25 protein-coding genes are annotated in these 26,833 nt (G+C 30.7%); 12 read left to right on the forward strand and 13 right to left on the reverse strand.

Annotated elements, in window-relative coordinates; all coding sequences use genetic code 4:
- Positions 1-99: 99 nt before the first annotated feature.
- A complete protein-coding gene (gene gyrA / locus ACSH40_RS00535) occupies positions 100-2,763 on the reverse strand; it encodes a DNA gyrase subunit A (RefSeq protein ID WP_438341620.1) in 2,664 nt (887 codons plus the stop codon).
- A gap of 140 nt (positions 2,764-2,903) precedes the next feature.
- Entirely contained in the window at positions 2,904-3,512 is a 609-nt protein-coding gene (trmB, locus tag ACSH40_RS00540) for a tRNA (guanosine(46)-N7)-methyltransferase TrmB (protein ID WP_438341621.1), read from the reverse strand.
- 58 nt (positions 3,513-3,570) lie between these two features.
- Here trmB and ACSH40_RS00545 point away from each other — a divergent pair, with 58 nt between their 5' ends.
- Both ACSH40_RS00545 and ACSH40_RS00550 read left to right on the forward strand, forming a co-directional pair.
- A complete protein-coding gene (locus ACSH40_RS00545; RefSeq protein ID WP_438341622.1) occupies positions 3,571-5,562 on the forward strand; it encodes an MYPU_1760 family metalloprotease in 1,992 nt (663 codons plus the stop codon).
- Entirely contained in the window at positions 5,555-6,139 is a 585-nt protein-coding gene (locus tag ACSH40_RS00550; protein WP_438341623.1) for a DUF402 domain-containing protein, read from the forward strand. Before ACSH40_RS00545 ends, ACSH40_RS00550 begins: the two co-directional genes overlap by 8 nt.
- A gap of 30 nt (positions 6,140-6,169) precedes the next feature.
- On the opposite strand, the gene nusG is transcribed toward ACSH40_RS00550, so the two are convergent.
- Genes nusG through cysS form a run of 6 tightly spaced genes read right to left on the reverse strand, consistent with a single transcriptional unit; the run spans position 6,170 to position 9,677 of the window.
- Entirely contained in the window at positions 6,170-6,757 is a 588-nt protein-coding gene (gene nusG, locus ACSH40_RS00555) for a transcription termination/antitermination protein NusG (RefSeq protein ID WP_438341624.1), read from the reverse strand.
- Between the two features lie 8 nt (positions 6,758-6,765).
- Positions 6,766-7,017: a preprotein translocase subunit SecE gene (gene secE / locus ACSH40_RS00560; RefSeq protein ID WP_438341625.1), complete on the reverse strand. Its 252-nt coding sequence runs from the start codon at positions 7,015-7,017 to the stop codon at positions 6,766-6,768.
- The gene (gene rpmG, locus ACSH40_RS00565) at positions 7,017-7,166 is read right to left on the reverse strand and encodes a 50S ribosomal protein L33 (protein WP_438341626.1); all 150 of its coding nucleotides are present in this window, start codon (positions 7,164-7,166) and stop codon (positions 7,017-7,019) included. The genes secE and rpmG overlap by 1 nt, the downstream gene beginning before the upstream one ends.
- A 40-nt stretch (positions 7,167-7,206) precedes the next feature.
- Complete coding sequence (locus ACSH40_RS00570) at positions 7,207-7,713, reverse strand: hypothetical protein (protein ID WP_438341627.1); 507 nt, start codon at positions 7,711-7,713, stop codon at positions 7,207-7,209.
- 60 nt (positions 7,714-7,773) lie between these two features.
- Positions 7,774-8,463: a 23S rRNA (guanosine(2251)-2'-O)-methyltransferase RlmB gene (rlmB, locus tag ACSH40_RS00575; RefSeq protein WP_438341628.1), complete on the reverse strand. Its 690-nt coding sequence runs from the start codon at positions 8,461-8,463 to the stop codon at positions 7,774-7,776.
- The gene (gene cysS / locus ACSH40_RS00580) at positions 8,463-9,677 is read right to left on the reverse strand and encodes a cysteine--tRNA ligase (protein ID WP_438341629.1); all 1,215 of its coding nucleotides are present in this window, start codon (positions 9,675-9,677) and stop codon (positions 8,463-8,465) included. The genes rlmB and cysS overlap by 1 nt, the downstream gene beginning before the upstream one ends.
- A 151-nt stretch (positions 9,678-9,828) precedes the next feature.
- Here cysS and ACSH40_RS00585 point away from each other — a divergent pair, with 151 nt between their 5' ends.
- The 9 genes from ACSH40_RS00585 to ACSH40_RS00625 all read left to right on the forward strand — a co-directional run bounded on the left by ACSH40_RS00585 (position 9,829) and on the right by ACSH40_RS00625 (position 17,972).
- A complete protein-coding gene (locus tag ACSH40_RS00585; protein ID WP_438341630.1) occupies positions 9,829-10,653 on the forward strand; it encodes an MAGa3780 family membrane protein in 825 nt (274 codons plus the stop codon).
- Between the two features lie 63 nt (positions 10,654-10,716).
- Positions 10,717-12,336, forward strand: coding sequence for an arginine--tRNA ligase (argS, locus tag ACSH40_RS00590; protein ID WP_438341631.1), 1,620 nt, complete (start codon positions 10,717-10,719; stop codon positions 12,334-12,336).
- Positions 12,337-12,371: 35 nt separating this feature from the next.
- Positions 12,372-12,905 (forward strand): hypothetical protein, encoded by a 534-nt coding sequence (locus ACSH40_RS00595; RefSeq protein WP_438341632.1) that lies wholly within the window; start codon positions 12,372-12,374, stop codon positions 12,903-12,905.
- 6 nt (positions 12,906-12,911) lie between these two features.
- Positions 12,912-14,303 carry a glutamate--tRNA ligase gene (gene gltX / locus ACSH40_RS00600; protein ID WP_438341633.1) on the forward strand — a complete coding sequence of 464 codons (1,392 nt, stop codon included), beginning with the start codon at positions 12,912-12,914 and terminating at the stop codon, positions 14,301-14,303.
- Positions 14,294-14,674, forward strand: coding sequence for a hypothetical protein (locus ACSH40_RS00605; protein WP_438341634.1), 381 nt, complete (start codon positions 14,294-14,296; stop codon positions 14,672-14,674). Before gltX ends, ACSH40_RS00605 begins: the two co-directional genes overlap by 10 nt.
- Entirely contained in the window at positions 14,661-15,296 is a 636-nt protein-coding gene (locus ACSH40_RS00610; RefSeq protein ID WP_438341635.1) for a chromate transporter, read from the forward strand. The genes ACSH40_RS00605 and ACSH40_RS00610 overlap by 14 nt, the downstream gene beginning before the upstream one ends.
- Positions 15,296-15,988 carry a chromate transporter gene (locus ACSH40_RS00615; protein ID WP_438341636.1) on the forward strand — a complete coding sequence of 231 codons (693 nt, stop codon included), beginning with the start codon at positions 15,296-15,298 and terminating at the stop codon, positions 15,986-15,988. The genes ACSH40_RS00610 and ACSH40_RS00615 overlap by 1 nt, the downstream gene beginning before the upstream one ends.
- 8 nt (positions 15,989-15,996) lie before the next feature.
- Entirely contained in the window at positions 15,997-16,836 is an 840-nt protein-coding gene (locus ACSH40_RS00620) for an Hsp33 family molecular chaperone HslO (protein WP_438341637.1), read from the forward strand.
- 92 nt (positions 16,837-16,928) lie between these two features.
- Entirely contained in the window at positions 16,929-17,972 is a 1,044-nt protein-coding gene (locus ACSH40_RS00625; RefSeq protein WP_438341638.1) for a DNA adenine methylase, read from the forward strand.
- Here ACSH40_RS00625 and ACSH40_RS00630 read toward each other — a convergent pair.
- From ACSH40_RS00630 to ACSH40_RS00650, 5 genes are all read right to left on the reverse strand, one after another.
- On the reverse strand, positions 17,969-18,691 hold the full coding sequence (locus tag ACSH40_RS00630; RefSeq protein WP_438341639.1) for a hypothetical protein: 723 nt from the start codon (positions 18,689-18,691) through the stop codon (positions 17,969-17,971). The two genes, ACSH40_RS00625 and ACSH40_RS00630, sit on opposite strands and share 4 nt — an antisense overlap.
- Positions 18,692-18,781: 90 nt before the next feature.
- Positions 18,782-20,905 (reverse strand): ATP-dependent Clp protease ATP-binding subunit, encoded by a 2,124-nt coding sequence (locus ACSH40_RS00635; protein ID WP_438341640.1) that lies wholly within the window; start codon positions 20,903-20,905, stop codon positions 18,782-18,784.
- Between the two features lie 103 nt (positions 20,906-21,008).
- Positions 21,009-21,557 (reverse strand): dCMP deaminase family protein, encoded by a 549-nt coding sequence (locus ACSH40_RS00640; protein ID WP_438341641.1) that lies wholly within the window; start codon positions 21,555-21,557, stop codon positions 21,009-21,011.
- A 776-nt stretch (positions 21,558-22,333) separates the two neighbouring features.
- Complete coding sequence (locus tag ACSH40_RS00645) at positions 22,334-24,466, reverse strand: Tex-like N-terminal domain-containing protein (protein ID WP_438341642.1); 2,133 nt, start codon at positions 24,464-24,466, stop codon at positions 22,334-22,336.
- 9 nt (positions 24,467-24,475) lie between these two features.
- Complete coding sequence (locus tag ACSH40_RS00650) at positions 24,476-25,357, reverse strand: DegV family protein (protein ID WP_438341643.1); 882 nt, start codon at positions 25,355-25,357, stop codon at positions 24,476-24,478.
- Positions 25,358-25,477: 120 nt separating this feature from the next.
- On the opposite strand from ACSH40_RS00650, the gene tyrS reads away from it, so the two are divergent.
- The gene (gene tyrS, locus ACSH40_RS00655; protein ID WP_438341644.1) at positions 25,478-26,707 is read left to right on the forward strand and encodes a tyrosine--tRNA ligase; all 1,230 of its coding nucleotides are present in this window, start codon (positions 25,478-25,480) and stop codon (positions 26,705-26,707) included.
- Positions 26,708-26,833 lie beyond the last annotated feature (126 nt).

Consider the following 26,833-nt stretch of genomic DNA (forward strand, 5'->3'; position numbering starts at 1 on the left):
ATTTGTGTAACGGCACTAGAATGCAAATGCATGATTAAGGAATATAAATCCCTAGTGCTACTTATAATTATAAACTTTTTTATTCTTTAAAGTAGTTTTTTATTCATTACTTGTGTTTTTGACGTCTTGATTTGCGTCAGTAACGTCAGTATTTTCTTCATCATCATTTAAACTGTTGATCTTAGCAATGGCAACAATGTGATCGTTGTTATTTTTTAGAGTAATTAATTTAACACCTTTAGAATTTCTTCCAGTGGTTGAAACTTGTCTTAAATTAAAACGAATAGCAATACCTTCTTTGGTCATAATAATTAGGTCTTCGTCTCCTTTAACAGCAGCAGCGTAAACTAATTCACCCGACTTAGCTGCATTCAGAGCAATAACTCCTTTAGCATTACGTGAAGTTTTTCTAAAGTCTTCAACGTCACTCATTTTTCCATAACCTTCAGAACCCATTGAGAAAATCAATTTTCCTTGGTTTGAAGATGACACCGATACTACACGACTACCTTCGTCTAGTTTAATACCGATTACCCCAGTGGCAATTCTTGATTGCGCCCTGATTTCACTTGCATCAAAACGAGTTAGTCTGTTGTTTGAAGCAGCAACAAAAATTTCTTCGTTTTCTTCTATTATCATTGCTGCAATAAGTTGGTCATCTTCTCTTAGGCCTAGGGCACGTTTTCCGTTTCTATTAATCAAACGATATTCACTTAATCTTGTTTTTTTCAAAATACCATTTCTTGAAGCCGTTAGTAAGTATTTGTTTGAATCATAGTCATTGGTTGAAATAATTTCACGGATATTTTCATCTTTATCCATGTTAGGAAGAATATTGATTATTGGAGTTCCTTTTGCATTTTTGGATGTAGCAGGAATTTCATGTCCTCTTAGCCGGAAGACTTTACCACTTGAAGTAAAAATTAAAATATCGGTGTGAGTTGAAGTAACGATAATATTTTCAACTTTGTCATCGGCATATGTTTTGGCTGCATTCGAACCAATTCCACCTCGTCTTTGTTCACGATATTCGTCTAAATCAGTACGACGAATATAGTTATTAGCTGAGTAAGTTATAACAATGTCTTTAACTGGGATTAAATCTTCATCTTCTATTGATGATTGTAAATCTCAACGAATTTCACTGCGACGTTTGTCTGCATATTGTTCTTTGATTTCTCTCAATTCTTCAATGATTAGTTGAATTAATTTTTCTTCTGAGTTCAAGATTTCTTTGTATTCGGCAATACGTTTTTCTAACATCGCAATTTCTTCATTCATTTTTTCAATTGCTAAACCTGTTAGCCGTCCTAAACGCATTTCGACAATAGCTTTTGTTTGTGCTTCTGATAATGAAAATCTTTGTGCTAATCTAGATTGGGCTTCAGCATCAGTTTTTGATTTTTTGATAATTTCAATAACTTCATCAATATTTTCGACAGCAATTTTTAAACCATGTAAAATGTGTGCTCTTTGTTCATCTTTTTCTAGGTCAAATTTTAAACGACGTGTAACTACATCTTTTTGGTGGTCGATGTAAACTTGCAATGCATCCTTTAGATTCAATAGTTTAGGCTCATTATTAACTAAAGCAATAGTGTTGATTGAAAATTTAGATTGCAATTGAGTAAGTTTGTAAAGAGTATTTAGAATAACTTCTGGATGGAATGTTTTTTTAATATCAATAACAATTCTGATGCCTTCACGGTTAGATTCGTCTCTAAAATCTCCAATTCCTTCAATTCTTTTTTCTTTAACTAATTGACTTATTTTTTCAATGATGTCAGTCTTTTTGATTGCATAAGGTATTTCACTTACAACAATTCTACTTTTACCATTTGCAAATCTTTCAATATGTGCTTTTGAACGATTAGTTACACTACCTCTACCGGTTTTGTAAGCATTAACAACACTTGCTTTGTCAAATAGAATACCACCAGTTGGAAAATCGGGAGCTTGAACTATTTCAATTAATTCATCAATACTTATGTCACTATTTGCTGCTAATGCAATTGCAGCATTGATAACATCTCCTAGATTATGTGGCGGAATGCTTGTTGCCATACCAACGGCAATTCCGCTTGTTCCAGAAACTAATAAGTTTGGAAATCTTGCTGGTAGAACAACAGGTTCTTTTTCAGTGGCGTCGTAGTTATCAATAAAATCAACTGTTTCTTTTTTAATACTATCTACTAGTAGCGAAGCCATTTTAGACATTCTTGCTTCAGTATAACGCATTGCAGCAGCTTCGTCACCGTCGATTGATCCAAAGTTACCATGACCATCGATTAAAGGATAACGAAGTGAGAAATCTTGCGCCATACGCACCATTGCTTCATAAACTGATGAGTCACCATGTGGGTGGTATTTCCCTAAAACTTCCCCGACAATTCTGGCTGATTTCTTGTGTGGCTGGTTAAAAAACATCCCCATTTCACTCATGGCGTAAAAAATTCTACGGTGAACTGGCTTTAGTCCATCTTTAGCATCAGGAAGAGCCCGTGAAACAATAACACTCATTGCATATTCAATAAATGCAGATTTCATTTCCGCAACAAGACTAACAGGTGCAAGTCCATCTTTTTCTTCTTCTAAGATAGCAGATTTAACTTGGTAACCTTCTTTTTCTTGCGGTGGAATTTCTTCTTCATCTTCTTCGACTATTACTTCTTCTTCGAAGACTTTTTTAATCTCTTCATCTTCAGTTAAGTACTTATCGTCGTTAGTTAGTTCATCATTAAGTTTGTCATCATCAAAAGACATAAAAAACTCCTAAATTAATAATTAAATATAATTATTAATATTATACCATAAAGCATCAGAGCTGCTTTTGGGCATAAAAATCTGCAATTTTCGAGAAAAAAGTTACTTTTTAAAGAAAAAAACACTGAAAATTCAGCGTTTTAGTCAAATTCTAATTCCAAGTAATTAATGTTTTTTCCGCGTGATGACCATTTTTGTTCATATTCTGTCATAATGTTGTCCTTATTTTTATCGCTATTGTGCAAGTCGCGAGTCATATAAGTCATTTTTGCATTAATGGCTTGAATTTCTTCAATTGCAAAATCAAACAAGCTGTCGCTGTCAGTTTTGAAAATTATTTTTGCTCCTGGTTTTAGAATGTTTTTGAATTTTAATAAGAAATTGCGATGTAATAATCTTCTTTTAGCATGACGTTTTTTAGGTCACGGATCTGAAAAAGTTAGATAAATGCGATCGATTTTATTTGCGAATAACTCATCAATTTTGTTAGCGTCTTCAATTAATAACATCATATTTTTTAGTTCCATTTGCTCAATCTTTTTCAAAGCATGAAGAGCAACTGTCGGATATTTTTCACATCCAATGTAGTTGATATTAGGATTTTGTGCTGCCAATTGCGTAATCATTTGACCTTTACCCATTCCTATTTCTAAATATGTAGTTTTGTCCACTCGAATAGGGAATTCCTTGATTTGAAAAGCTGATTGAAAAATAATGTCAGCTGCATCTTTATTATATTTAAGTCTCATATTTAACTATTTTACTAATTTTGTTTTGCTAATGTAATAACATTTAAATATGTTTACAATGAAGAATCAAAATCTCAAAAAATCTAAATCTATCTTAGCTAGCATAATAGCTTTTGCAATTGTAGTTTTCTCAGTAGTAGTTGGAGTGACTTTATTTTTTGCTTTAAGTGGCAAATTGAGTCAAAAAAGTCCAATTTATACACCAGATTATAAGGATAGAATAACTTTTAATGCAAAGTATGACAAAGATGGCAAAATAAATGAAAATTATGATCCTCGCTATTTAACTATTAACGAATGACCATACACCGAAGTTGTTGATAGCACAAATGGTGTAGTTGAGAAGAAATACTTTTTTAACCAAGAAGGAATGAAGGTTTTGGCTCAACAATTTTATCAAAGGGGTGGTTTCAGTGGAGAAATGCGCGAATTAAATAATGTCAACATTAATATCCCTGAAGTTAAAAATCTATCAAATACATCAAATGCTAACGGTTTTTTCGTTCCTGTTTATGAAAATATTTATTTAAGTATTAGTAATTTTATTTATGATTCAAACCATCAAGTACGTAAATTGAGATATCCTTGAACTGATGTCCCAGTTAAAACTAAGGTCGAATTAGTGTTGCCAACTTTAGTACATGAATATATGCACCATGTCGCCAATATTTATGCAATGTCAGCCAGAGAAAAAGACACATTATCAAACAATGATGTGTATGAAAATAGCAGTGGCGATAATTATCACGGGCACTCAGCAAGTCTAAAAACAACTAATAAAAAGTTTTACACAGATTTTTATGATTCATTATTCAAGTTAGACAAAATACTAAGACCACGTTTTTGAGACTATCTATCTTCTTCATTCAAACCTATTTATTCTTCATATTCAGCGCACGAGCTTTTCGAAATTGCTAATTCAAAACAAGACAATGAGTCGCTTAACTGAAATTATTTAAATAAGTTTAAAAACAATACATTTAACAACTCGATGGACTCAGCATTCCAATATGCCGACAGCGTTAGCGGTTCAACACTAAATTATTACTTTTCGTTTGATGAATTGTTTGCAAGGGAGTTTTTAAAACTAAGTTTTGCTCCTAAGACTGCTTTGAATGTTGCTTACAATAATGGGTTAAATCCTGGTTTCTATGCCTATGTCAATGGTGCAAATAACGTTTTCATTTCATCGCATGGAGATGATTTAATGCGTCTTATGTCAATAAATAAATTAGAACAATATAGTTTTCAAGATAATTTTACATATCAAGCCCTAGATGAAAGTAGTGCGAGAATTTACGGTTCAAACTGAGTATTTCCAACACCTTATGCTTGATGGGTTTCAAGAGATGTTGATTCGACTGAGTATCAACTGAAACGCCAAAAATTACTTTACAAGGCTTATCTTGACTTAGTTGGTTATGGGCTTCCAATTAGTCAAATGTCAATTGACACAACTGCCCTAGATGTTGCTTCACAAAGTGATAATTATGATTTATCAGTTTCTAGAAATATAAAAGATAACGAATTATATTTCAATGGATTTTTAAAATTAAAAAGCACTGATCTAGAAAATAAAAACATTGATACTTATATTCAACAATTTAATGCTCAAAACAACAATTACCTTGTTTTTAAAGATGCTAACAGTGATAGTGTAACTAAATTACCTATTGTTCTTAACAAGGGTAACTATCGAACTAAAAAAGACTGGGACTCAATTACTCAAGACTACGGCCCTGAGTGAGTATTGGGTAATGATTATAAAGATTATGTAAGTTATTACACAACAAAACCTTACTTAATAGATAAATGAAATCCGAACAAAAAATTGGAAGCATTCTTCTGAAGAGATGCGAATAATGATAATATAATTCAGGAAAACGAAAAAACTTATTTTGATTACAAACTAGCTAAACAAAGAAATGAAGCAATACAAAGAAGAATAAGCACATACCGTCAATTCTTATGAAAAGAATCAAGATATCAAACATATCAATTAACATACTCAAACGCATTCAATGGTTTAGAATTAAGTAAATATGAATAATAGAGAAGATTTCAACTTTGACTCACAAACTACTCCAGCACCAAGAAGACATCGCTTAAAAAGAGGCGAATTTGTTAACATTCAGTGCTTTAAATATGATGGGCATTTGTATCGTGAGTACAATGGAGTCAAAATAATTGATTTTAACCAAGATTATGTTGCTTGTTTGATGTTGAAAACTAAGGTTGCTGAAGCAACAATTAATTGAGTAGTTAGTGAGCCCACAATATTCATTTTCAGTAAGGAACATTTCTTTAATGCAACTATTTTGTTAAGAGATGAAAAAAAATATGTTTATGTAAATTTAGCAACGCCTTTCTTCATAGAAGATAAAACAATTAAGTATATCGATTTCGATTTAGACATTAAAACGCACTTAGACCATGATTTCAACGTTATTGACTGACCTGATTTCAAAAATAATATTAGTCAATATAATTATCCAAAAGAATTAATTTATAAAATTTATGATGAACTAGATTATCTATTTTTATTATTTAATTCACGTAAAGAAATTTTTGGTGAAGATTTCATCGATCAATATATTGAAATATTAAAAAAGCAGAAGGACATTTAAGCCTTTCTGCTTTTATTTTAATTTTATTAATTAACCAATAATTTCTAAATCTTCATAATCGAATTCAGTTGGTGTTTTACGTCCAAAGATTTCAATTTCCACGAATGCTCTTTGTGCGACATCATCATTTTTAAGGATAACTCCGTTTTGATCTGTATAAGGACCGTTAACAATTCTAACAATTGTTGACTCTTTAAAAGCTGTTTCAATATTTCCTTTTTCAAATTCTTCACGTAATGATTTTTCTTTTTGTTCCATTTCACGAATTTTGCGATTTGAAATAGGAGTAGGCTTTGCTCCTTTACCACTCGATCCAACTAATCCAGTAACATATTGAGTATTACGCACTAAGTATCAAGCTGGGTCACTCATAATCATTTGTACGAAAATGTATCCCTTGTATAAATTGATATATTTTGGTGTGTATGCCTCACCTTTAGTTTTTTTCTCTAATTCACGGTTTGTTAAGTGTGGAACAGTGAAAATACGAATGTCATTGAAATAGTGACTCATGTTTTCTGTTTCAATTTTGTTTCATAATGTTTCAATAACTTTTTCTTCTTTTCCTGACACTGTTGAGACCATGTATCATTTGTATGAATTTTCTGAACTATCCATATTGACTCCTATAACTTAATTCCAACTGCATTTCATAAGTTTGTAAATAACAAGGTAACAACAAAAAAGAAAATAGCGAAAACAACAACGAACGCAACTGTTAAACCAAATCAAACTCAAGATTTTTTACCACTTGGTCAAATAATTCTTTTGATATCTTTTCTAAAAGCACGAAAGCGTCTTTCTTTTTCTGGTTTTGGTGCTTTAGGTTTTAGTGCTTCAGTGTCTTTAAAATTTTGATTTTTTAGTGGATCTAACATTATTTTTCCTCTTTATGAAGAGTTTTAGCATTGCAATAACGACAATACTTGTTTAATTGCATGCGTTCAATTATTGATTTATTCGTGACATAATTTTTTCTTTTGCAAACATCACATGCTAAATTTATTTTGTTACTTGCTTTTTTCATGGTTTTAATTATAACATAATTAACTAAAAACCACTTATAATTACATCACCAAGTCCTTTATTGAAGCAATTAGCCTGTCTTTTGTTTTTTGAATTAAATATGGTGATATTTTTAGCTCTTGTGACATTATGCGATTGTTGTAATTTTGGTTACAAATGTTTTCAAAAATAGCCTTTTCCTTTTCACTCATATTCAATAACATTGTGAGCTCAAGTTTAAGATTTTTGAGTGAAAAATCTTTTTCTTCGTCGCAAACATCACTGAAATTTTCTTCAAAATCACTCATCGTTATTTCAAAGTTGCGTTTTTTGCCTATTGCCTTTTTTGCTCAATTCATAAACAAAAATTTGATTCCATTAATTAAATAAACATCAAGATACTTGTCATTAGTGTTGCTTAATATTTTTTCAATATCTACTCAACAATTGTGAATTAAGTCTTGTTCGTCAATACCTAATTTGTAAATTTCAATAATCTGTCTTGCGACAAAATTTATCCTTTTTTCTAGCTCTAAAAATTTCTTTATTACTTTCATTTTTTTCTTCATACTTTTATTATGAAAAAAAAGAAAAAAAGTGAGTCCCGATTTTTTCTCACTTTTTTATCATTATTCATTTGGATTATTAGTTAGACAGAAAAGGGCAATCCCTGTTGCTACAGAAGCATTCAGTGACTGAACTGTACCTTTTTGTGGGATATAAATTAGTTGATCACTAGCTTTGATAATTGTATTTGACACACCTTTTTGTTCGTTACCGATTACCAAAACGCTTGGACGATTGAACTTAGTTTTATTAATATCGCTAGCATTCTGGTTAAGTGCAGTTGTGTAAATTCAGTAGCCATTTTGTTTCAATTTTTCAATTGCATTAAACAAAGAAGGAACTTTGATGATATTCATATTAACAAATCCACCAGAAGAAATTTTTAAAGCAACAGGTGTAACACTAGCTGCTCGATCTGTTGGTATCAAAATTCAATTTACACCAAAAACATTTGCACTTCTTATAATTGCACCTAAATTTTGTACATCTTGAATGTGATCTAAAATTAATACATTGTCAGGTTTGTTACGTAACAATTTCTCGAAATCAGCATATTCAAAATCTTTAATAAAAGCAATAACACCTTGGTGATTTTGTTCTGTAATCTTATCTAGTTTTACTTTTGATACTTTTTTAACATTTTTGAATTTGATATCTAGTTTAATATTTTCTTGAATTCAAATTTCAGTAATCGGAAAGTTTTCATTGATAGCATCAATAACGGAGTTACGACCAAAAATAAAGTTTTTCATTAGATTAATTTTCTTTCTTTTAGCACTTCACGAAGTATGTCAGCTTTGTGGTAATCTTTGTTTTCAACCAATTGTTTTCAGTCTTGATACATTTTTTTATCATCTTCACTGACTAAAACATTGGCTACATTGAAACCTAAAAGCTCTAAAACTCTTTTTAGAGTGGCACTGTTTTTTGACTTCATCAGTTCATGTACTATTTTCATTGCAGGAGCGAAATTTAGTTCAGCAACATTGTCAATAACTTCTTTAACCAAAACTTCATCAATTTGCATTGACTCATCTTCTAATTGCATTTTTTTCAGTGATAAATCTATTTTAGAAATCATTTTTTCGTTTGACATCAGTAATTCATCAGTAATGTTAATAGGTTTTGAGTAAGCAGAAGATAGAAAAATCATTCTCAATGTGTCTGCGCTTCAATCTTTTAAAAAGTCTTTAGCAAGAACAATATTTCCTATTGATTTAGACATTTTTTCATTGTTTAGATTAACCGTTCCAAAGTGAATTCATTGTTTAGCTAGTGGGTTATTTGTTAAGGCTCTAAATTGGATATTTTCATTTTCGTGGTGCGGGAATGTTAAGTCAACTCCCCCTGCGTGTATGTCAATAGTTTCATTGCCAAAATATTGATTAATCATAGCAACACACTCTGTATGTCACCCGGGTCTTCCCTTACCAAAAGGTGAATCATATTTGATGCCAACATTAGTATCTTTTCACAGGGCAAAGTCGACTGAATTTAGTTTATTTTCATCATTATTTTCCGCTTCTAAATTCTCTACAACTTGCCCACTCACTTCACCATAATTTTGACGATTCTTCATAACATCAAAATAAACATTTACTCCACGTTGATAGGCTGATTTTTTGTTGATTAGCTGTTTAATAAAATCAAAAATTATGTCCAGATGGTCTGTGACTTTAGCAATAATATTTGGTTTTTGAATGTTATAAACTTCGAGCATTTTTAAGTATTGGTCTGTGTAATACTCACTAATTTGAGTCTCAGTTTTGTTTTCAAAAATTGCTTTGTTGATTATTTTGTCATCGATATCAGTGATATTGTGTAAAAACTGAATGTTTTGTCCTTGCGCTCTTTGCGCTCTAATCATTAGATCAAAAGTCAAAATTGGTCGCATGTTTCCGATGTGAACGTAGTTATATACAGTTGGTCCACATAGATAATATTTCTTTATATTTTCTTTATTCATAACAAAAATTATATTGTTTTCAATCCAAAAAATATAAAACAAAAATCAATTATTTTTGACCTTTTTTGTTATATTTTTTAGCATGACTTTACAAAACATAAAAAATAACAAGTATTTCACAAGTTACAAAAACTGAGAACGAAAAAGAAAATTGATTTTTTGAGGAGGGATTTTAGCTTTTGTTTTTCTTGTTTTGGCTGCTATATTAAGTTGAAAAGCAGAAACTTTCTTATACATTGAAAACATTGAAAAATTCAGTGCCAAATACAATGGAGACATAGTAAAAGAAGTAATTCATAGTCGTGTTGCGCAGGGTTTAATGAGTCAATTTTGATCTAGCACATACACTTTTACTTACATTTCAAACTTTGCTTTGGCAATTATTTTGATTGCATACGCAATTATTTGAGATAAATCTAAAATTCAAAAAGCATTATTTTTGTCAGTATTAAACATCACTATTACATTCATTATTTTTTGAAGTTTAATATTTTTCCAAGTGATTTTGAAATTCAAAGCAAATAACACAGATAAAACTGTTTTATCAATGTCACTTGTTTCACAGACATTAACTCACTTTGTAAATCCACTGATTGGTATGGTTGCCTTAGTGTTAAGAAGAAAAAGCATTATTTTAACTAAAAAATTACTGTGATTTTCTAATTTAGCTGTGATTGTTTACTACATTTTTGCTTTAGGAATGTTCTACATGGGACAAAATGTCGCTTCTTATGTAAGTCAAAAAATGCCAGAATTGGATGATGTTAATGGTCGTTTAGAATTGGTAATATACGGATTTTTAAATTTTGAAAATCCAATGTTTTACTCAGGAACAAACAAGGGTGTAGTTTTTGCTTTAAATCTAGTGATTATTTTAATGGCATTTTTTGTACCAGTAGGTATCGGTTGAATGTGAAAATTTGCACTTAGAATCAAGTTGCAGCAAAGCTCAAAAACCACAACTAGCAAGCAGTAAAAGCTTGCTTTTGTTTTATTTATAATCTTTTTTAACTTTTGTGGTGGTGGTATAATTAAAAGCATGACTAGTGCTAAAGAAAAAATTATCGCTTCTATAGAAGAAGCGTTGCAAAAATTAAATATTTCAAAGAAAGTTATTCTTACTGAAGCTAAAGATCATGGGGATTTTGCTTCAAATATAGCTTTAACTTTACAAAAAGAATTAGGAAAAAGTGCAATGGAGGTTGCACAAGAAATCGTAAATAACATTGACAAGAAAAAATACTCAATTAAAGAAATCGAAATTGCTGCTCCAGGATTTATGAATTTCTATGTTGAAAATGAAGTGTTTGCTGATGTTGTTGACATTATTAACAAATTAGGTGAAGAATACGGAAAAGGTACACCTGATTCCCTTAACAAAATTAATGTTGAGTTTGTTAGTGCAAACCCAACTGGATTTTTACACATCGGACATGCTCGTAACGCAGCAATCGGAGCAACATTATGTAACGTTTTACAAGCAGCAGGACACCCGGTTGTAAGAGAATACTATGTTAATGATGCTGGAAATCAAATGAACAACTTAGCAGCATCACTATTTGCTCGTTACCAACAAATTTTTGATAAATCATATCCAATGCCTGCAGATGCATATAATGGTGGAGATATTGTTTATTTTGCAGAAGAATTTCATAAAGAATATGGTGACAAATACAAAGGTGCAGAGTATGAACCTAATAGAGCTTTCTTTAGAGAATATGGACGCCAAATAGCACTACGCGAAATTAAAAAAACAATGGCAGAATTCGGAACTTGATTCGATGTTTGATCAAGTGAACAAGAACTATATGACAAAGATATGGTATTTGATGCCATCGGACGTTTAAAAAATGTTTATGAAAAAGACGGTGCTACTTGACTAGCAACTACTGTTGGTGGAAAAGATGATAAAGACCGGGTAATTATTAAAAGCGATAAAACATTCACATACATGTGTGCTGATATCGCTTACCATGAAGACAAACTAAAACGTTTAAACGATCCTAATGGAGTAATCATTGATATTTGAGGAGCAGACCACTCAGGTTATGTAGAAAGAATTAAATATTCAATGCAAGACTTAGGATACCGCGATGATCAAACAATCATGGTTTTATTCCAACTATTACGTGTTGTTAAAGACGGAAAAGAAGTAAAAATGTCAAAACGTTTAGGAACTTCGCTAACTCTAAGAGAATTAATGGACTTAGTTGGAAAAGATCCTATTCGTTTCTTCCTAATCAACCGTTCATACAATTCAAAAATTGATTTTGATATTAACAAGGTAAACGAAAAATCAGAATCAAATCCAATGTACATTATTAAATATGCTCATGCAAGAGCAAATCAATTAATTAAAAATTCAAAATATGCAGATTTTGCTAAAGCTGGAGAATACAGTGAAGATAGTGAAATCAAATTAATAAACGAATTAAAAGAATACCCAGAATTGATTAAAACAATGGCTAAAACATACAAAGTTAACTTGTTGCCTCCATACTTGTTAAACTTAGCTGGAGCCTTCAATTCATTCTATTCAAACGTTAAAATTATTGGTTCAGAAAATGAAGAAAGTCTAATTGCTTTGGCAAAAGCAGCTAAAGTGGTTCTAGCAAATGGTCTAAAACTAATGGACTTAGACATCCCTGAAGAAATGTAATTAAAATAAACCTTCGGGTTTATTTCTTTATAACCGTGAAAAAGGCAAAACTTTTATTAAGCTCTTTAGCAGCATTAACTACATTAGTTTCAGTTCCATTAGTGACCCTTTCATGTATCAATCGACCATATCAAACTAATCCTAAAAATGATTTATCAAAATCGGAAGTAGTTTGAGAATTGCAAAAAAATGCAACCGAAAACAAAAATATGTATCTAGACTTGTCTAAGTACCAAAAAGAAGCAGAACAAAGCAATAAAAATTTACCAAATGATAAAAAATTAAAAAATGTTGACTTTTATAGCAGTCATTTAAAACAATATGTAACTATTCCAGAAATCAGTAAATACGGAAAAAACTATTCATATAAGTGATATGTTGTTGACACTGCTGATCCATTCAGAGCAAAATTAGAAATTTATTATGTACCAGTTGAAGCTATTGCGGTGCAAGATCCGTCATTTATAAAAGCGGAGAATGAAGTTAATGGTGATTGAAGTAAAATGAAAAATTCATCAAATCGTCCATTAGCTAAATTCGTAGTTGAACTAAAATTTGGTAAAAGGTAGGTAAAAATGAAAAAAATTCGTACACGTTATGCTCCTAGCCCTACTGGATATTTACATATCGGTGGTGCACGAACGGCATTATTCAATTATTTATTTGCCAAACATTTTGGTGGCGATTTTATTATTCGTATAGAAGATACAGACGTTGCTAGAAACGTTGAAAATGGTGAACGTAGTCAATTGGAGAATCTAGCTTGATTAGGTATTATTCCAGACGAAAGCCCAATCAATCCTAAAGCAGAGTATGGCAAATATCGTCAAAGTGAAAAATTAGATATTTATGATGAATTAATTGAAAAATTATTAGCTAACGGACATGCTTACAAAGCTTATGACACAACAGAAGAGTTAACAAAACAAAAAGAAGAAAGTGAAGCTGCTTGTATTCCATCTTTCCGTTACGATCGAAATTGACTAAAAATTAGTGACCAGGAAAAACAAAAACGTGATCAAAATGGTGAATACTCAGTGCGTTTAGCCTTACCTAAAAATCACGTGTATAAATGAGAAGATATAGTACGTGGAACCATTAGTGTAAATAGCGATGATATTGGAGATTTTGTTATCAGAAAAAGTGACGGTTATCCAACATACAACTTTGCTGTAGTAGTAGACGATCATCAAATGGAAATTAGTCATATTTTAAGAGGTGAAGAACACATCACTAACACACCAAAACAATTAGCAGTCTACGAAGCATTTGGTTGAGACACTCCACAATTCGGACACTTAACAATCATCACAAACATGGAAGGTAAAAAACTTTCAAAACGTGATTCAAGTCTAAAACAATTCATAGAAGACTATAAAAACGAAGGATATAACAATCAAGCAATTTTTAACTTCTTAGCTCTTTTAGGTTGAAGTAGTGAAGATGCTCAAGAAATCATGACACACAATGAATTAATAAGTAAATTTGATTTTCACCGCCTTTCAAAATCACCATCAAAATTTGATATTCAAAAGATGGAATGATTCAGTAAAAATTACTGAAAAAACACTGAAAATGAGTACTTTTTCAATGTTTTAGAATTCCACGATTCCAAAGAGTGAATGAATATTTTCATCGAAACCTACAAACAAAATATTGTAACTCTTAATGATTTAAAAAATGCTTTGAAAATGTATACTCACCCAGATAAAAAGTTAACTATTGATTACCAAACAAATGATGTAATTAAAGAATTTTGAAACAACCTAAAAGATAAAGAATTTAGCATTCAAAATATTCAGCAAGCCATTGATTTAACAAAACAAAACTTAAAAGTTGCAGGTAAAAACTTATTTATGCCAATTAGAATTGCTACCACATACCGTGAACACGGTCCTGAATTAGCGAAAGCCATTTTCTTGTTCGGTGAAAATATTGTAAAAGAACGTATTAAAGAGTGAATTTAAAATTTCGTTCAGTTGTAACACAAAATGACAATGAACTTGTTACTGAGTACGAGTCACCGTATAGTGAAACAACTCGGGACGAGTTCATTGTTTTTAATTTTTTAGATCCTCAAAAAGTAGAACAAGAAATAGCAGTTTCAAGCCAGCAAGTTCAAATTAAAAGCGCAGATAACTTTACTTGAGATTTGTATATGCACAAATATAGTAAGCACTGATATAAAACAGCCCATGGAGATATTCCATTGTATTGATATTTGACTGGTGTAATAATTGACACTAAAATAGTTTCTTTTACATACGATTTGCTAGACAACATTGGCGAAAAGAAAAACATTATTGGTTCAGTTAAGGTAAGTCTTGAAACAAAATAATAAAAGAAAAGAAAAAGCACCTCGTAAGGCAACTTTTTGAAATGTTTTTCTTTTTTCTTTAATGTGTACTTTCATTGGTTTTGGTGGTGGGAATGCTATTTTACCAGTGATTAATAAAATTGCGGTAAAACAAAACAAATGAATAACTGAGTCAGAATTCGACGATGCAGTCATTACTTCAAATATGATTCCTGGAGCTTCAGTTATCCAAACCTTGTCTTTTGTTTCAATCAAGGCTATAGGTTTTTGAAAAGGTAGTTTAGCACTTATTTTGGCTGCCTTGCCACATTTACTATTTGCTTTGGTAGTGTTTATATTGTTACGTAAATATGCCAATAATTACTTGTATGCAATAGCAGCAGGAGTAATGCCAATTATTATCGGAGTCATTTTAACATTTGGCTGAAGATATTTAAAAGCTCAACGTGGACCATTTAGTCTATGGCTGTGAATTAGTCTTTTTGTTATTTCATTTGCTTATTGTTTATTCATTCCATCGCCGTACAACATTCCTGCTATACCAATGATAGCAATAATACTAGTTTTTGCTTTTTATGCATTATGGCAAACTATCAAGCAACGCAAAATGAACAAAAAAGACTCAAATAAGGACACAAAATAATGCAATTTGTTTCTTTTTTAGCAGCATGCGGATTGGTATTGGCAAGTGCATTCATTGTTTTTGGTGGCGGACAAGTATTTATGCCAATATACAAGTGAATTTATGAATTTCTAAGCCAACACTTTTCTTCAGTTACTATTAATTCTGAAACAATTGATCAAGTTTTTGCAGTTGCCAACGCTACTCCTGGAGTTATTGGAACCAAATTAGCTTTATTCACTGGTTATTTAATTAGTATTGACGATAGTGGGAACGCACAATGATGAGGTTACATTGCAATGTTAGTAACCTATCTAATTATTGTTGTTCCTGCTATAGTAATAATGCATTATAGTGCTAAAGCCTTAGCGAAATCAAAAAGTAGCAAGTACTTTAAAAATCTTAATATCATCTTAAAACCAGTTTTGGCAGGAGTCATGTTTTCTCTTGCTGTTCAACTTTTTATCGGTACTACTTTCCCAATGATTAAGTTTAATGATTCAACTTCATACATTGTCAATGTGTCTTCATCTTCAACGCATTCTAAATTAAACATTTTCAAAGGTTGAAGACTAATTGTGTTGTTTATTTATTCACCAATTGCAATTGTGGCAACAATTTATTTACAAAAGAGAAGAGTACCTTTGTTATTTTTAATTCTTTCATCAATTGTGCTCGGACTTCTTTTATTCCAGCCATGACTTATAAAATAGGAGGCAATATGTCAAAAACAATAACTTTGGAATTCAAAAACTGTTTGGTTTATTTAAACGATTTAACTTCAGTTAGTCAAGATATTATTAAAAAGCAAGAAACTACATCACTTTCTTCATTCATTTTGGCAAAAGCAGTAAGTTTGTTTGCTCCTTTACCACGAATTTTAACTAAAAATGGAAGAACTACTACTTTGATTCGTTCCGAAGGAAACATTAAAAACTTGATTGTCGATAGTAATGAAAAAAATCATGTTAAAGCGCTAATAAGTAATCCAGAAATAATTTGAGAAGGTGATTTAAATGAAGCAATAACATTCTTTGGCTTTCGTAATGCATTCTTAAGAATTAAAGTGATGCAAGACAAAATGGTTCCTTATGAATCCGAAGTAAGCATGCAAAGCGAAACTTTGGTCGACGATTTGGCCTATTTTTTCAATCAGTCACAGCAAATTAGATCAGCAGTTTTATCATGTACTAAATTTAAAGATAACGAAGACCTAGAAGAGTCATCAAGCGCAATTTTCACAGCCTTACCTTCAGTAACTGACTCTGATATAGACTGAATTTATGACTTTATAGAAAAAAATCCTTTCCATGAAAAAGGACTGAAATTCTACAAAGAATACCTGCTAGAACAAGGGGCCAAATTGATTGATGAAACTCCTTGAATTTCACAATGTGATTGTTCTAGTGAAAAGTATTTAGCCGCCATCAAATTGTTATCTAAACAAGAAATAAAATCACTATTAGAAGAAAAAGGTAACATTGAAGCAGAGTGTCATTATTGCCATAAAAAATATTATTTTACTAAAGAAGATTTGGCAAACACTTGCGAGCTTCAATAAATTTTAGAGTGAGATTCGTCTTGCTCTTTTTTTATAACAAAAGGTTTTTGTTCAATTCTTTTGGGTAAAATATTAATAATGCTAGGAGAAGGATGAATTACATAGGATCTAAACACTCATTACTAAGTTTTATAGACAGCGCTATTAGCGACTTAGTCAAAGAACAAAATAATATTGTTTTCTGCGATCTTTTTGCAGGAACTTCATCAGTATCGAAGTTTTTTAAAATCAAGGGATATACAATAATTTCAAATGATTTACAAACATATAGCTACATAAATGCAAAACATTTTATTGAAAATAATACTGAATTAACTTTTTCAGGATTAAAAAAGAAAAACATTGAACCTTTTTCGTTTCTAAATTCATTAAAGGGTTCCAAAGGGTTTATTTATAATAATTATTCTCTTGCAGGGACTAGTTCAGACATTCATCAGCGTCTGTATTTTACTGATGAAAATGCTATGAAAGTAGATGCAATCCGAAAAGAAATAGAGTATTGAAAAAACAGAAAATTAATAACAAGTAATGAATATTATTTTCTAATTTCTTGTTTGATAGAATCTGCAGATAAAGTAGCAAATACTGCCTCAGTATATGAATCTTATCTAAAAACAATAAAAAAGAGTGCCTCTAAACCATTGATTCTAAAACCACTTGAAACAATAAAGTCAGACAATAAAAATCACAGAGTCTATAACCTAGATGCGAACAATTTAATACGAAAAATAGAAGGTGATATTTTATACTTAGATCCCCCTTACAATACAAGAAAATATAATACAAATTATCATTTGCTAGAAACTATTGCCAAATATGACAATCCAAAAATTAAAGGAAAGGCAGGAATAAGAGACGAAGACAACAAGAAATCTCTATATTCAACAAAAAAATACGCTCGTGATGCCTTAGAGGATTTAGTTAAAAATGCCAAGTTCAAATATATAGTATTAAGTTATAATGACGAGGGTATTATAGCGATGGAAGAAATTCGAAATATAATGTCTAAATTTGGTAAATATACATATTACAAACAAGAGTATAAGAGGTTCAAAGCAGACAAAGATACTAATAGAACTCACAAAAAAACCACTGTGTTTGAGTATCTTCATTGCCTAGAAAAAGAAAATTTCTAGTTATTTTTCTCTTCTAAAATTTTCAGTAGCTTTTTCATATTAAACCTAAACTTAAAACAATCTCTGTTACTATGAACTTGGAATTCTCCAATTGAAACATTTTCGTATTTAACAGTGTTGCTTTCATTTCAATTTTCAATTGTTTTGGTAAAGCTGAAATTTTCTTCATTTCATTCTGGTGAAGAAAATTTTTTTAAAACAAGAAACTTGATTTCCCCATTCAAGTTACCTTCTTTATTTAAGAATTCATATATATAAATCAAATAGTCGCAGTGAAATAAGTTATCTCAATATCTTTCAATAATTTTAGATATGTTAGTCAATGTAAATTCTTTAAACAACTTTACTTTTGAAGCATATTCAGCAGGAATAGGCTTGTCTAACAAGTCTCCAAAATATTCGAAATATGTTTTAGATGTTGCCTGTCCAACATTTTGTGGTGCTACTTTTCCTAAAGTTTTCTTATTCGTTTTTACTGAAAGCGTTTGTCCATTCTGTAAAATGAAATCAATACTATTTTTGTTTTGAGAAACTAATGAAATGGGTCTAGGTATATTGGATTTTTCAAATATAATACCCACATATTTATGTATTAAGTTTATGATCCACTCATTTGCTCTTTTTTTGTAACTGCTTTCAACATTTAAGTCAAAATATTGTGCTATAGCTATTTCCGCCGAAACACCAATGATTTCAGTTTTATATTCATCTAAATTCATTTTTTACCTTTTAATAATTATAACATTGCGTTTTTACTGAATGTTTTTACTGAAGATATTAAAAAAGGCGAGTAATGTCGCCTTTTTTCGTTATTCAATGACTATTTTGTGATTTTGAAGAGTTATTTTTGCTTTATCGTCCGCTTGTAATTCTTTTGCCACAATTTTGTATGCTAATAAGTTTTCAAGATTTGTTTGCAAGAATCTTTTGATAGGTCTGGCTCCATACTCAGGATCATATGCTTCTTTAGCCACATAATCCACAACATTTTCGTCATAGTTTAGATTGATTTTTACTTGCTCTTTAACTCTTTTGACGATTTTATCCATTTCTAAACGAACAATGTTTTTGATTGTTTTTTCATCTAGTTTATTGAATGTTACAATTTCATCAATTCTATTTAAAAATTCAGGTCTAAACACACTCAAAAGTTCTTTTCTTATATCTTCTTGAGTGTAATTTCCTTTTGAAATTAGCGAAGCTGCTAGGTTCGTTGTAAGAATAATAATTGTGTTTCTAAAATTAATGTTTTTCCCTCTTGAGTCAGTTACAAAACCATTATCTAAAATTTGTAAAAGAATGTTTCACACATCAGGGTGGGCTTTTTCTACTTCATCAAATAAAACAATTGAGTAAGGGTTTTGACGAATTTTTTCAGTCAACTGTCCACCTTGTTCATATCCAATATAACCTGGAGGCGAACCAATTAGTTTCGATGCTGAGTGTTTTTCCATATACTCAGACATGTCAAGACGAATCAACTGATTTTCATTATCAAACAAAGCATAAGCCAATGCTTTTGCTAGCTCAGTTTTCCCTACTCCAGTAGTCCCTAAGAAAATGAAGCTTCCTAGAGGACGATTAGGGTCGTTGATTCCTGCTTTAGAACGTAAAATGGCTTCACTTACAACGTCACAAGCCTTATCTTGACCCTTAATTCTTTGTTTTAAAGTTTTGTCTAGGTTTAAAACTTTGTTAATTTGTGTTTCAATCAATTTTGCAACTGGAATTTTGGTTCATTTTGAAACAATTTCAGCAACTTCTTCTTCGTCAACTACTTCTTTTAGCAAGCGATTTTTTTCATTTTTGATGTAATTTTCAGCTTCTTGTAATTTTTTGTTGATTTCCGGAATTTGAACATACAAGATTTTACTTGCTTCAACATAATCGCCATTTCCTTGCAAAACATTTTGGCGATTTTTTAAGTAGTCAAGCTCTTTTTTGTATTTACTAATTGCTTCGATAGTTGCTTTTTCTTTAGTTCATTTATCGTTTAGTTCTTTTGCTTTTTGGTTTAAAGACTGCAATTGTGTCTTGATTTCAGTAATTTTTTCATCATTAGCAGTATTTTTTTCACTTTTTAAAGCGGCTTTTTCCATTTCTAAACGAGCTATTTTTTGGTTAACTTTTTCTAATTCTTCAGGTTGTGAATTCATTTCAGTTCTGATAGTTGCAGCAGCTTCATCAATTAGATCAATTGCTTTATCTGGTAAAAAACGATCCGAAATGTACCGAGCACTTAAGTTAGCAGCAGCCACAAGAGCTTTATCTTCAATTTTTACACCGTGATATGTTTCATACCTTTCTTTAATTCCCCTTAGAATTGTAATTGTGTCAGCGATCGATGGTTCGTTAACACTAACTTTTTGCATTCTTCTTTCTAAAGCAGGATCAGTTTCAATATATTGACGATATTCATCAAGAGTTGTTGCACCTATTAAGTGCAATTGTCCCCTTGCCATTAAAGGTTTGAAAATGTTAGCAGCATCCATAGCACTTTGACCATTTCTTCCTGTTCCAACTAACATATGAATTTCATCGATGAAAAGAATAATGTTACCTTCTGATTTTTCAACAGCTTTCATCAAGTTTTTTAGTCTTTCTTCGAATTGTCCTTGATATGATGCTCCTGCAAACATAGCTGGAAGATCAATTTCATACAATTGTTTATTTTTAAGATTTTCAGGAACTTGATTTTCAACAATTTTGCGTGCCAGTCCTTCAACTATCGCAGTTTTTCCGACTCCTGGTTCTCCAACTAGAACAGGATTATTTTTTGTTTTACGACTTAAGATCCGAATTAAACGACGAATTTCGTCATCACGGTTTACCACCGGCTCCAATTTATTATTTTTAGCAGCTTCGATTAAGTTGCGTCCATATTCTTTTAATGGATCTTTGGTATTTTCATTTGGTTGTCAATTTGCTTCCATATCTTTACCTCCATTTGTTTTCTAAGAATATTATAGCACATTTTTAGCACTCTTAACATTTGAGTGCTAAATTATTGACAAAAGAAAAGTGATACTTGTATCACTAGTCCTTAATCTCAAAACTTAAATCAAAATTAATATTCATTTTTTCGATTTCGACACCCATGCTTTTTAGAATAAATTCACTAATTTCAAACTCTTCACTTTCAGGTCGATATGCCTCTGCATAAATTACTTTTTTAATTTTTGATTGTACAATTAAGCGCGCGCATTTAAAACATGGCGAGTGTGTAATATACATTATTGAACCACTTTCAATTTTTGAATTAGTAATATTAGCATTAATTATGGCATTTTCTTCCGCGTGCACTACATAAGCATATTTAGAATCCTTGACATTACCGTTTTCTTGTGGTCTTTCTCAAGGAAAAATTTTGTCATTGTCAACTATTGTTGCATCACCTTGAAAATTAGTTGGCATTCCATTGTATCCCAGTGAAACAACATATTTTTGCTGATTAACAATGCAAGCGCCAACACGAGTAGTAGGATCTTTTGAACGTAAAGCACTAAGTTTGGCAAGGGACATAAAATAGTAATCTCATTTTAAGTCACCTTTTTCATTTAACATTTTTTTATTTTTAATTTTCATAAAGAAATTGTACCATAAAAGTGAAAAACAGCCTCCGCAAACGCTGCTTTCTATTATTCAATGAAATAAGGTATGAACCTCGGTAAGACATTTATTAAATAAATCCAGTTAGCTTTTAACCGAATCGATATTATTATAGCATATTTTCTGTAACTAAACTGAAACAAAAAAAATTAAAAATTTATATACTTTAGCAAGCAAAAATCTTAAAATTATTATGTAAAGATAAAAAAGAGTTCGGCTTAGTTTTGAGAGCCCGGGCTAGGCCGAAAAAGTAGGGCTCTTATTCACTCTTATATATCTATTTTATTTTTATTTATTTTTCTCTATTTTACATAATTTTCAAATTTTTATAAAAATCGTCAAAAGTTCGGAATTTAAACCTAAACTCCTTAAATTTCGTAATACAAAAAGTTTCAATTTTTCGTTTATTTCAATTCATGTTTTTAAATATCCTAACCTTATAATATTAATTTTCATTGAATTGTATATTTTATTTATTTTTTATATCTCTTATCATTAAATATTTCACTTTTAAAATAATCGTCTAATATTTTTATATTTTTTATTCTTCAGGTTAATATAATTTTTAAGTTATATTTCATGTTTAATGCTCCTACATGATTGTCTCTTTTTTAAATTTGTTATAGGTGATATTATTTTTAATGTTGTCTTAGCGAATAATATTTTTCGTGACATAACCTCCTTTCTATTAGATTAAGTGTCTATAAAAGATGATAAAAAAAGCATCGCCGAGGCAGTGCTTTTACTTTTTCTTATTCAACTATTTGAGCGCTTATTCTCGCTCTTTTTACATCAACATCAAGAATTTTGATTCTAACTTTTTGACCCACTGAAACAACGTCACGTGGATTTTTAACAAATTTTTGCGACAGATTCGAAACGTGGACAAAGGCACTTTGTTTTATTCCGATGTAAACAAAGATTCCAAAGTCAGTAATATTCAGTACGTTTCCTTCAAAAATTTGCCCTTGCTCTATATTTTCAATATCTAAAACATCTTTTCTTAAGACGAATCCATCTTTTTGGTCGCGAATGTCTTTGGTTGGATTTATCAGCGCTTCTAGAATCAAGTCGATATCATATTTGTTTGAATTTAACTTGTTTACTAGTTCTTCTTTATTTGCTTGTTTTAATTTTGCAGTATCAATGTTATTTAGATCAATTTTTAGTTCTTTAATTAATTGATTGGCAAGAGCGTAGCTTTCAGGGTGGATTTGAGTGCGGTCGTAAAAATTCTCAGAATTATAAATTCTTAAAAATCCAATCGCTTGCTCGTAACTTTTTGTTCCAAGTCCTTTAACTTTTAGAATTTCTTTACGATTTTTAAAGGCTCCATTTTCATTACGGTAATCAACAATATTGGCTGCTGTTTTAGCACTAAGTCCAGAAATGTAAGTCAAAATTTCTTTTGTAGCAGTATTAGCATCGACTCCAACCTGGTTTACTACCTTATTAACTTTAAAAGTAAGACTTTCAGCCAGTTCTTTTTGATTAACATCATGTTGATATTGACCTACACCAATAGATTTAGGATCAATTTTGACTAATTCATTAAGTGGATCTTGGAATTTTCTTCCTATGTTGATTGCGCTTCTTTGCTCGACACTAAGGTCAGGAAATTCTTCAATAGCAGTCTTTGAAGCTGAGTAAACACTGGCACCAATTTCACTCACGATTGCATAGAAAATGTGGCTAAAATCTTTTTCTGAATTTATCACTTTTGCAACAAATTCTTCAGTTTCTCTTGAAGCTGTTCCGTTACCAATAACAACAATGTCAACGTTGTATTGACGAAGTAATTTTGTCAGTGTTGCTTTGGATCCTACGAAATCATTTTTCGGCGGTGTTGGATAAATAATGTCAATTTTCAAAACGGCTCCAGTTTTTGAAATAACAGCAATTTTACATCCATTGATGTAAGCTGGATCAATTGCTAAAATAGTCTTATCTTTAACTGCCGGTGCAAGTAACATTTGTTCTAAATTTTGTGCAAAAAGTTCGATAGCTGCTTTTTGTGCTTTGTCGAATAATTCACTCTCAATTTCTCTTTCAATTGAAGGGAAAATTAATCTTTGCAAACTATCTTCTAAAGCAAGAAGATTAATTTGACTGGTAGAAGGATTTTTGCAATATTTATTTTTTAATTGTTCAATGATTGCTTTTTCATCAAAGACTCAAGACACATTGATAATTTTTAATTCTTGTGCTCTTGCTAAGGCTAAAATTCTATGATTCGCTGTTTTATTTATTTTGTGTTCGGAATCATAAAAATCTTTGAAAACTTCCTTTTCGTCAATAGCATTTTTCTTTAGTTTAGTTTTTCAAAGCCCATTTCACAAGATTTGACGTTTAACATAATCACGCACTCCTAGATCCTGACTCATTCACTGACTAATAATGAATGAAGCTTGTTCAATGGCAAAGTCGACATCTTTAACTTTTTCATTGACGTATTTAGCTGCTTCTTTTTTAGGATCAAAATTGGTGTTACGAGTACTAAAAATGATTTTAGCCAAAGGTTCTAGCCCTAGAGCTATAGCTTCAGTGGCTTTTGTTTTCTTTCCAACTTTGAAAGGCTCATAGATATTTTCGACTTCTGCTTTAGTTTCTGAAAGTTTAATTTTTTGTTTAATTTCTTCAGTCAAAAGGCCTTTTTCAGTCAAAATTTCGATGATTGCTTCTTTACGTTTATTTAATTCTGTGTTGTATTTGTATAGTTTATCAATTTCACCGATTGTTTCTTCATCTAGTCCGCCAGTCTCACTTTTCCGATAACGACTAATAAAAGGGACAGTTGCCCCTTGTGATAAAAGATTCAATACAACACTAACTTGCTCTTCTTTTAAATTTAATTTTTTAGCTACAAAACTTAAACTTAAATCCATAAATTACTCCTATTTTTTAAATACGTATCCAAATTGTTTTAGTGTTTCTATTTCATCTTTAGTAATAGTTAGGTATGAAAAAGCAATTGCGCCTTTACCAGTATGAATGGCAATAGTAGGACACAATGGAAACACAAAAGCACGACTCAAATTATTTTCTTCTAAAATTTTGCTTACTAGCATTTGAATTTCTACATTATCAGCATTGTTAAACAAGAAATATTTGTCTTCAGCATTTGTATTGTTTTCGTAAAGTTCTCTTGCATATTTAGTTAAAGTTTTTTCAAAAATTCTTCCTTTGGCATATTTGTCTAGTAAACCATCACGAAATTCAATAACAGGTACTATTTTTAATAATTTTGCAATGCTTGCAGCAGCAGGAGATAGTCTGCCACCTCTTACTAATGCTTCGTTTTCTTGCGGGATTAGTAAAGTTTTGTCCTGCGGTTTAGCAAATATCCCAATAGCTTTTTCAAAACTTGCACCATCTTTAATCGCTTTTTGAAAACGTAAAATATCTAGCACAATCGCATGTGAGATTTTTTTTGATTCAACAACGTATGCTTTATTTTCACTTTCTCAGTCTTCAAACATGATTTTTAAAGACTGGTATTGACGTGATAATTCAGTACTAATTGGATAAATTAACACTTTATCGTACTCAGCAACTTGACTTTTGATTGCTTCGATATCACGTGGTAAAGAAGCAGAAGTTGAAACATTTTTAGCACCATTTTGTTTTGCTCAAATAGTTTTAGCATCAACTTCAACTCCGTCTGAATAACTTTTGTCGTCAATGGTTATTTGAATTGGTAAATAAAATCAACCTAATTTTTCAACTTGAACTTTAGTAAGCCCACAACTGGAATCAACTACAATGGCAATTTTCATTACTCCTCCAATAATTTAAAAAATACTTATAATTAAAAGATATATTTTGTTAGTCTTATAATTTAAATATTAATTATATTAGATTACTAAGAAGCCAAGCACAAATTGTTAGGAGATAAGATGCAAAAATTAATTGAAGATTTAAAAAAACGTCAGATTATTAAAGATATTTCTAAAGAAGATAAAATCAATCTTTTTGATCACACAACTGGAGTTTATACTGGATTTGATCCAACCGCTACTTCTTTACACTTAGGAAACTACATTCATATTGTTAACTTGCTAAGATTTCAAAGAGCAGGTTTTAATGCTATTGCCGTTTTGGGCGGAGCAACTGGTATGGTAGGAGATCCTTCTTTTCGTGAAAGTGAAAGAAAGGAAATAGATCTATCAACTCTAGAATTTAACAAAGCCAAAATTAAAAAACAATTAGAAAGCTTTGGTTTAAAAGTAATTGATAATTATGAATTTTATAAAGATTTGAAGTTTCTAGATTTTCTTAAATATAACGGAAAATTAGTTAATGTAAGTTATATGTTAGCTAAGGATTCAGTAAAACAAAGATTAAAAAATGGAATGACATTTACTGAATTTAGTTATCAATTAATTCAAGGACTCGACTTTAACTTACTGTACGAAAAACACAATGTTTGCATTCAACTTGGTGGTTCAGATCAATGAGGTAATATCACAACCGGTCTAGAAATTATCAAAACATTGCATGGTGAAGATCATAAAGCAATCGGTATCACTTGCAATTTATTAACAGACTCGAATGGTAACAAAATCGGTAAGTCGTTTGGTGGGGGAAGCTTGTGATTAGACCGTGAACAAACTTCGCCATATAGTATGTATCAATACTTAGTCAACCAACGCGATGAAGACGTTGAAAAACTTTTAAAATGATTAACTTTTGTTTCTTTAGAAGAAATTGAACATATTATGAAAAAATCAAATGCTGATAAAAGACAACGTTACGCCCAAAAAGTTTTAGCATTTGAAACAATTAAAATTGTTCACGGGAAAAAAACGGCCAAACAATGTGAAGAAATTAGTCAAAAACTTTTTGCAAACGACATTCTAAACTTAAGCGACGATGATTTTGAACTTCTAAAAGGATTTTTACCAGTTTTCGAATATCAAGATGAAAGTGTCATTGATTTTGTTGTAAACAATTCGATTTTAAGTTCTCGTCGTGAATTCAATGAATTTTTAAATAATAAGGCTTTAAGTTTTAATGCTGAGGTTATAACAGATTCACAAAGCAAATTAGACTTTGACAAGTTTGATGGTAAAAAGGGTCTTTTAAAAAGAGGGAAACGTGATTTTTATATCGTTTTCAAAAAATAATACGTGATTCAAAATCAGGAATACCTGATTTTTTCTTTTATTTTTGAACTTGCAAAACGCTTAATCAAAATTTAATTTATAGTCAAATGCCAAAATTGTCAATAACTACAAACTTGATGATCAGTT

Origin of the sequence: Mycoplasma sp. 3341 (genome assembly GCF_051549855.1) — a bacterium.
GTDB lineage: Bacteria > Bacillota_I > Bacilli_A > Mycoplasmatales > Metamycoplasmataceae > Metamycoplasma.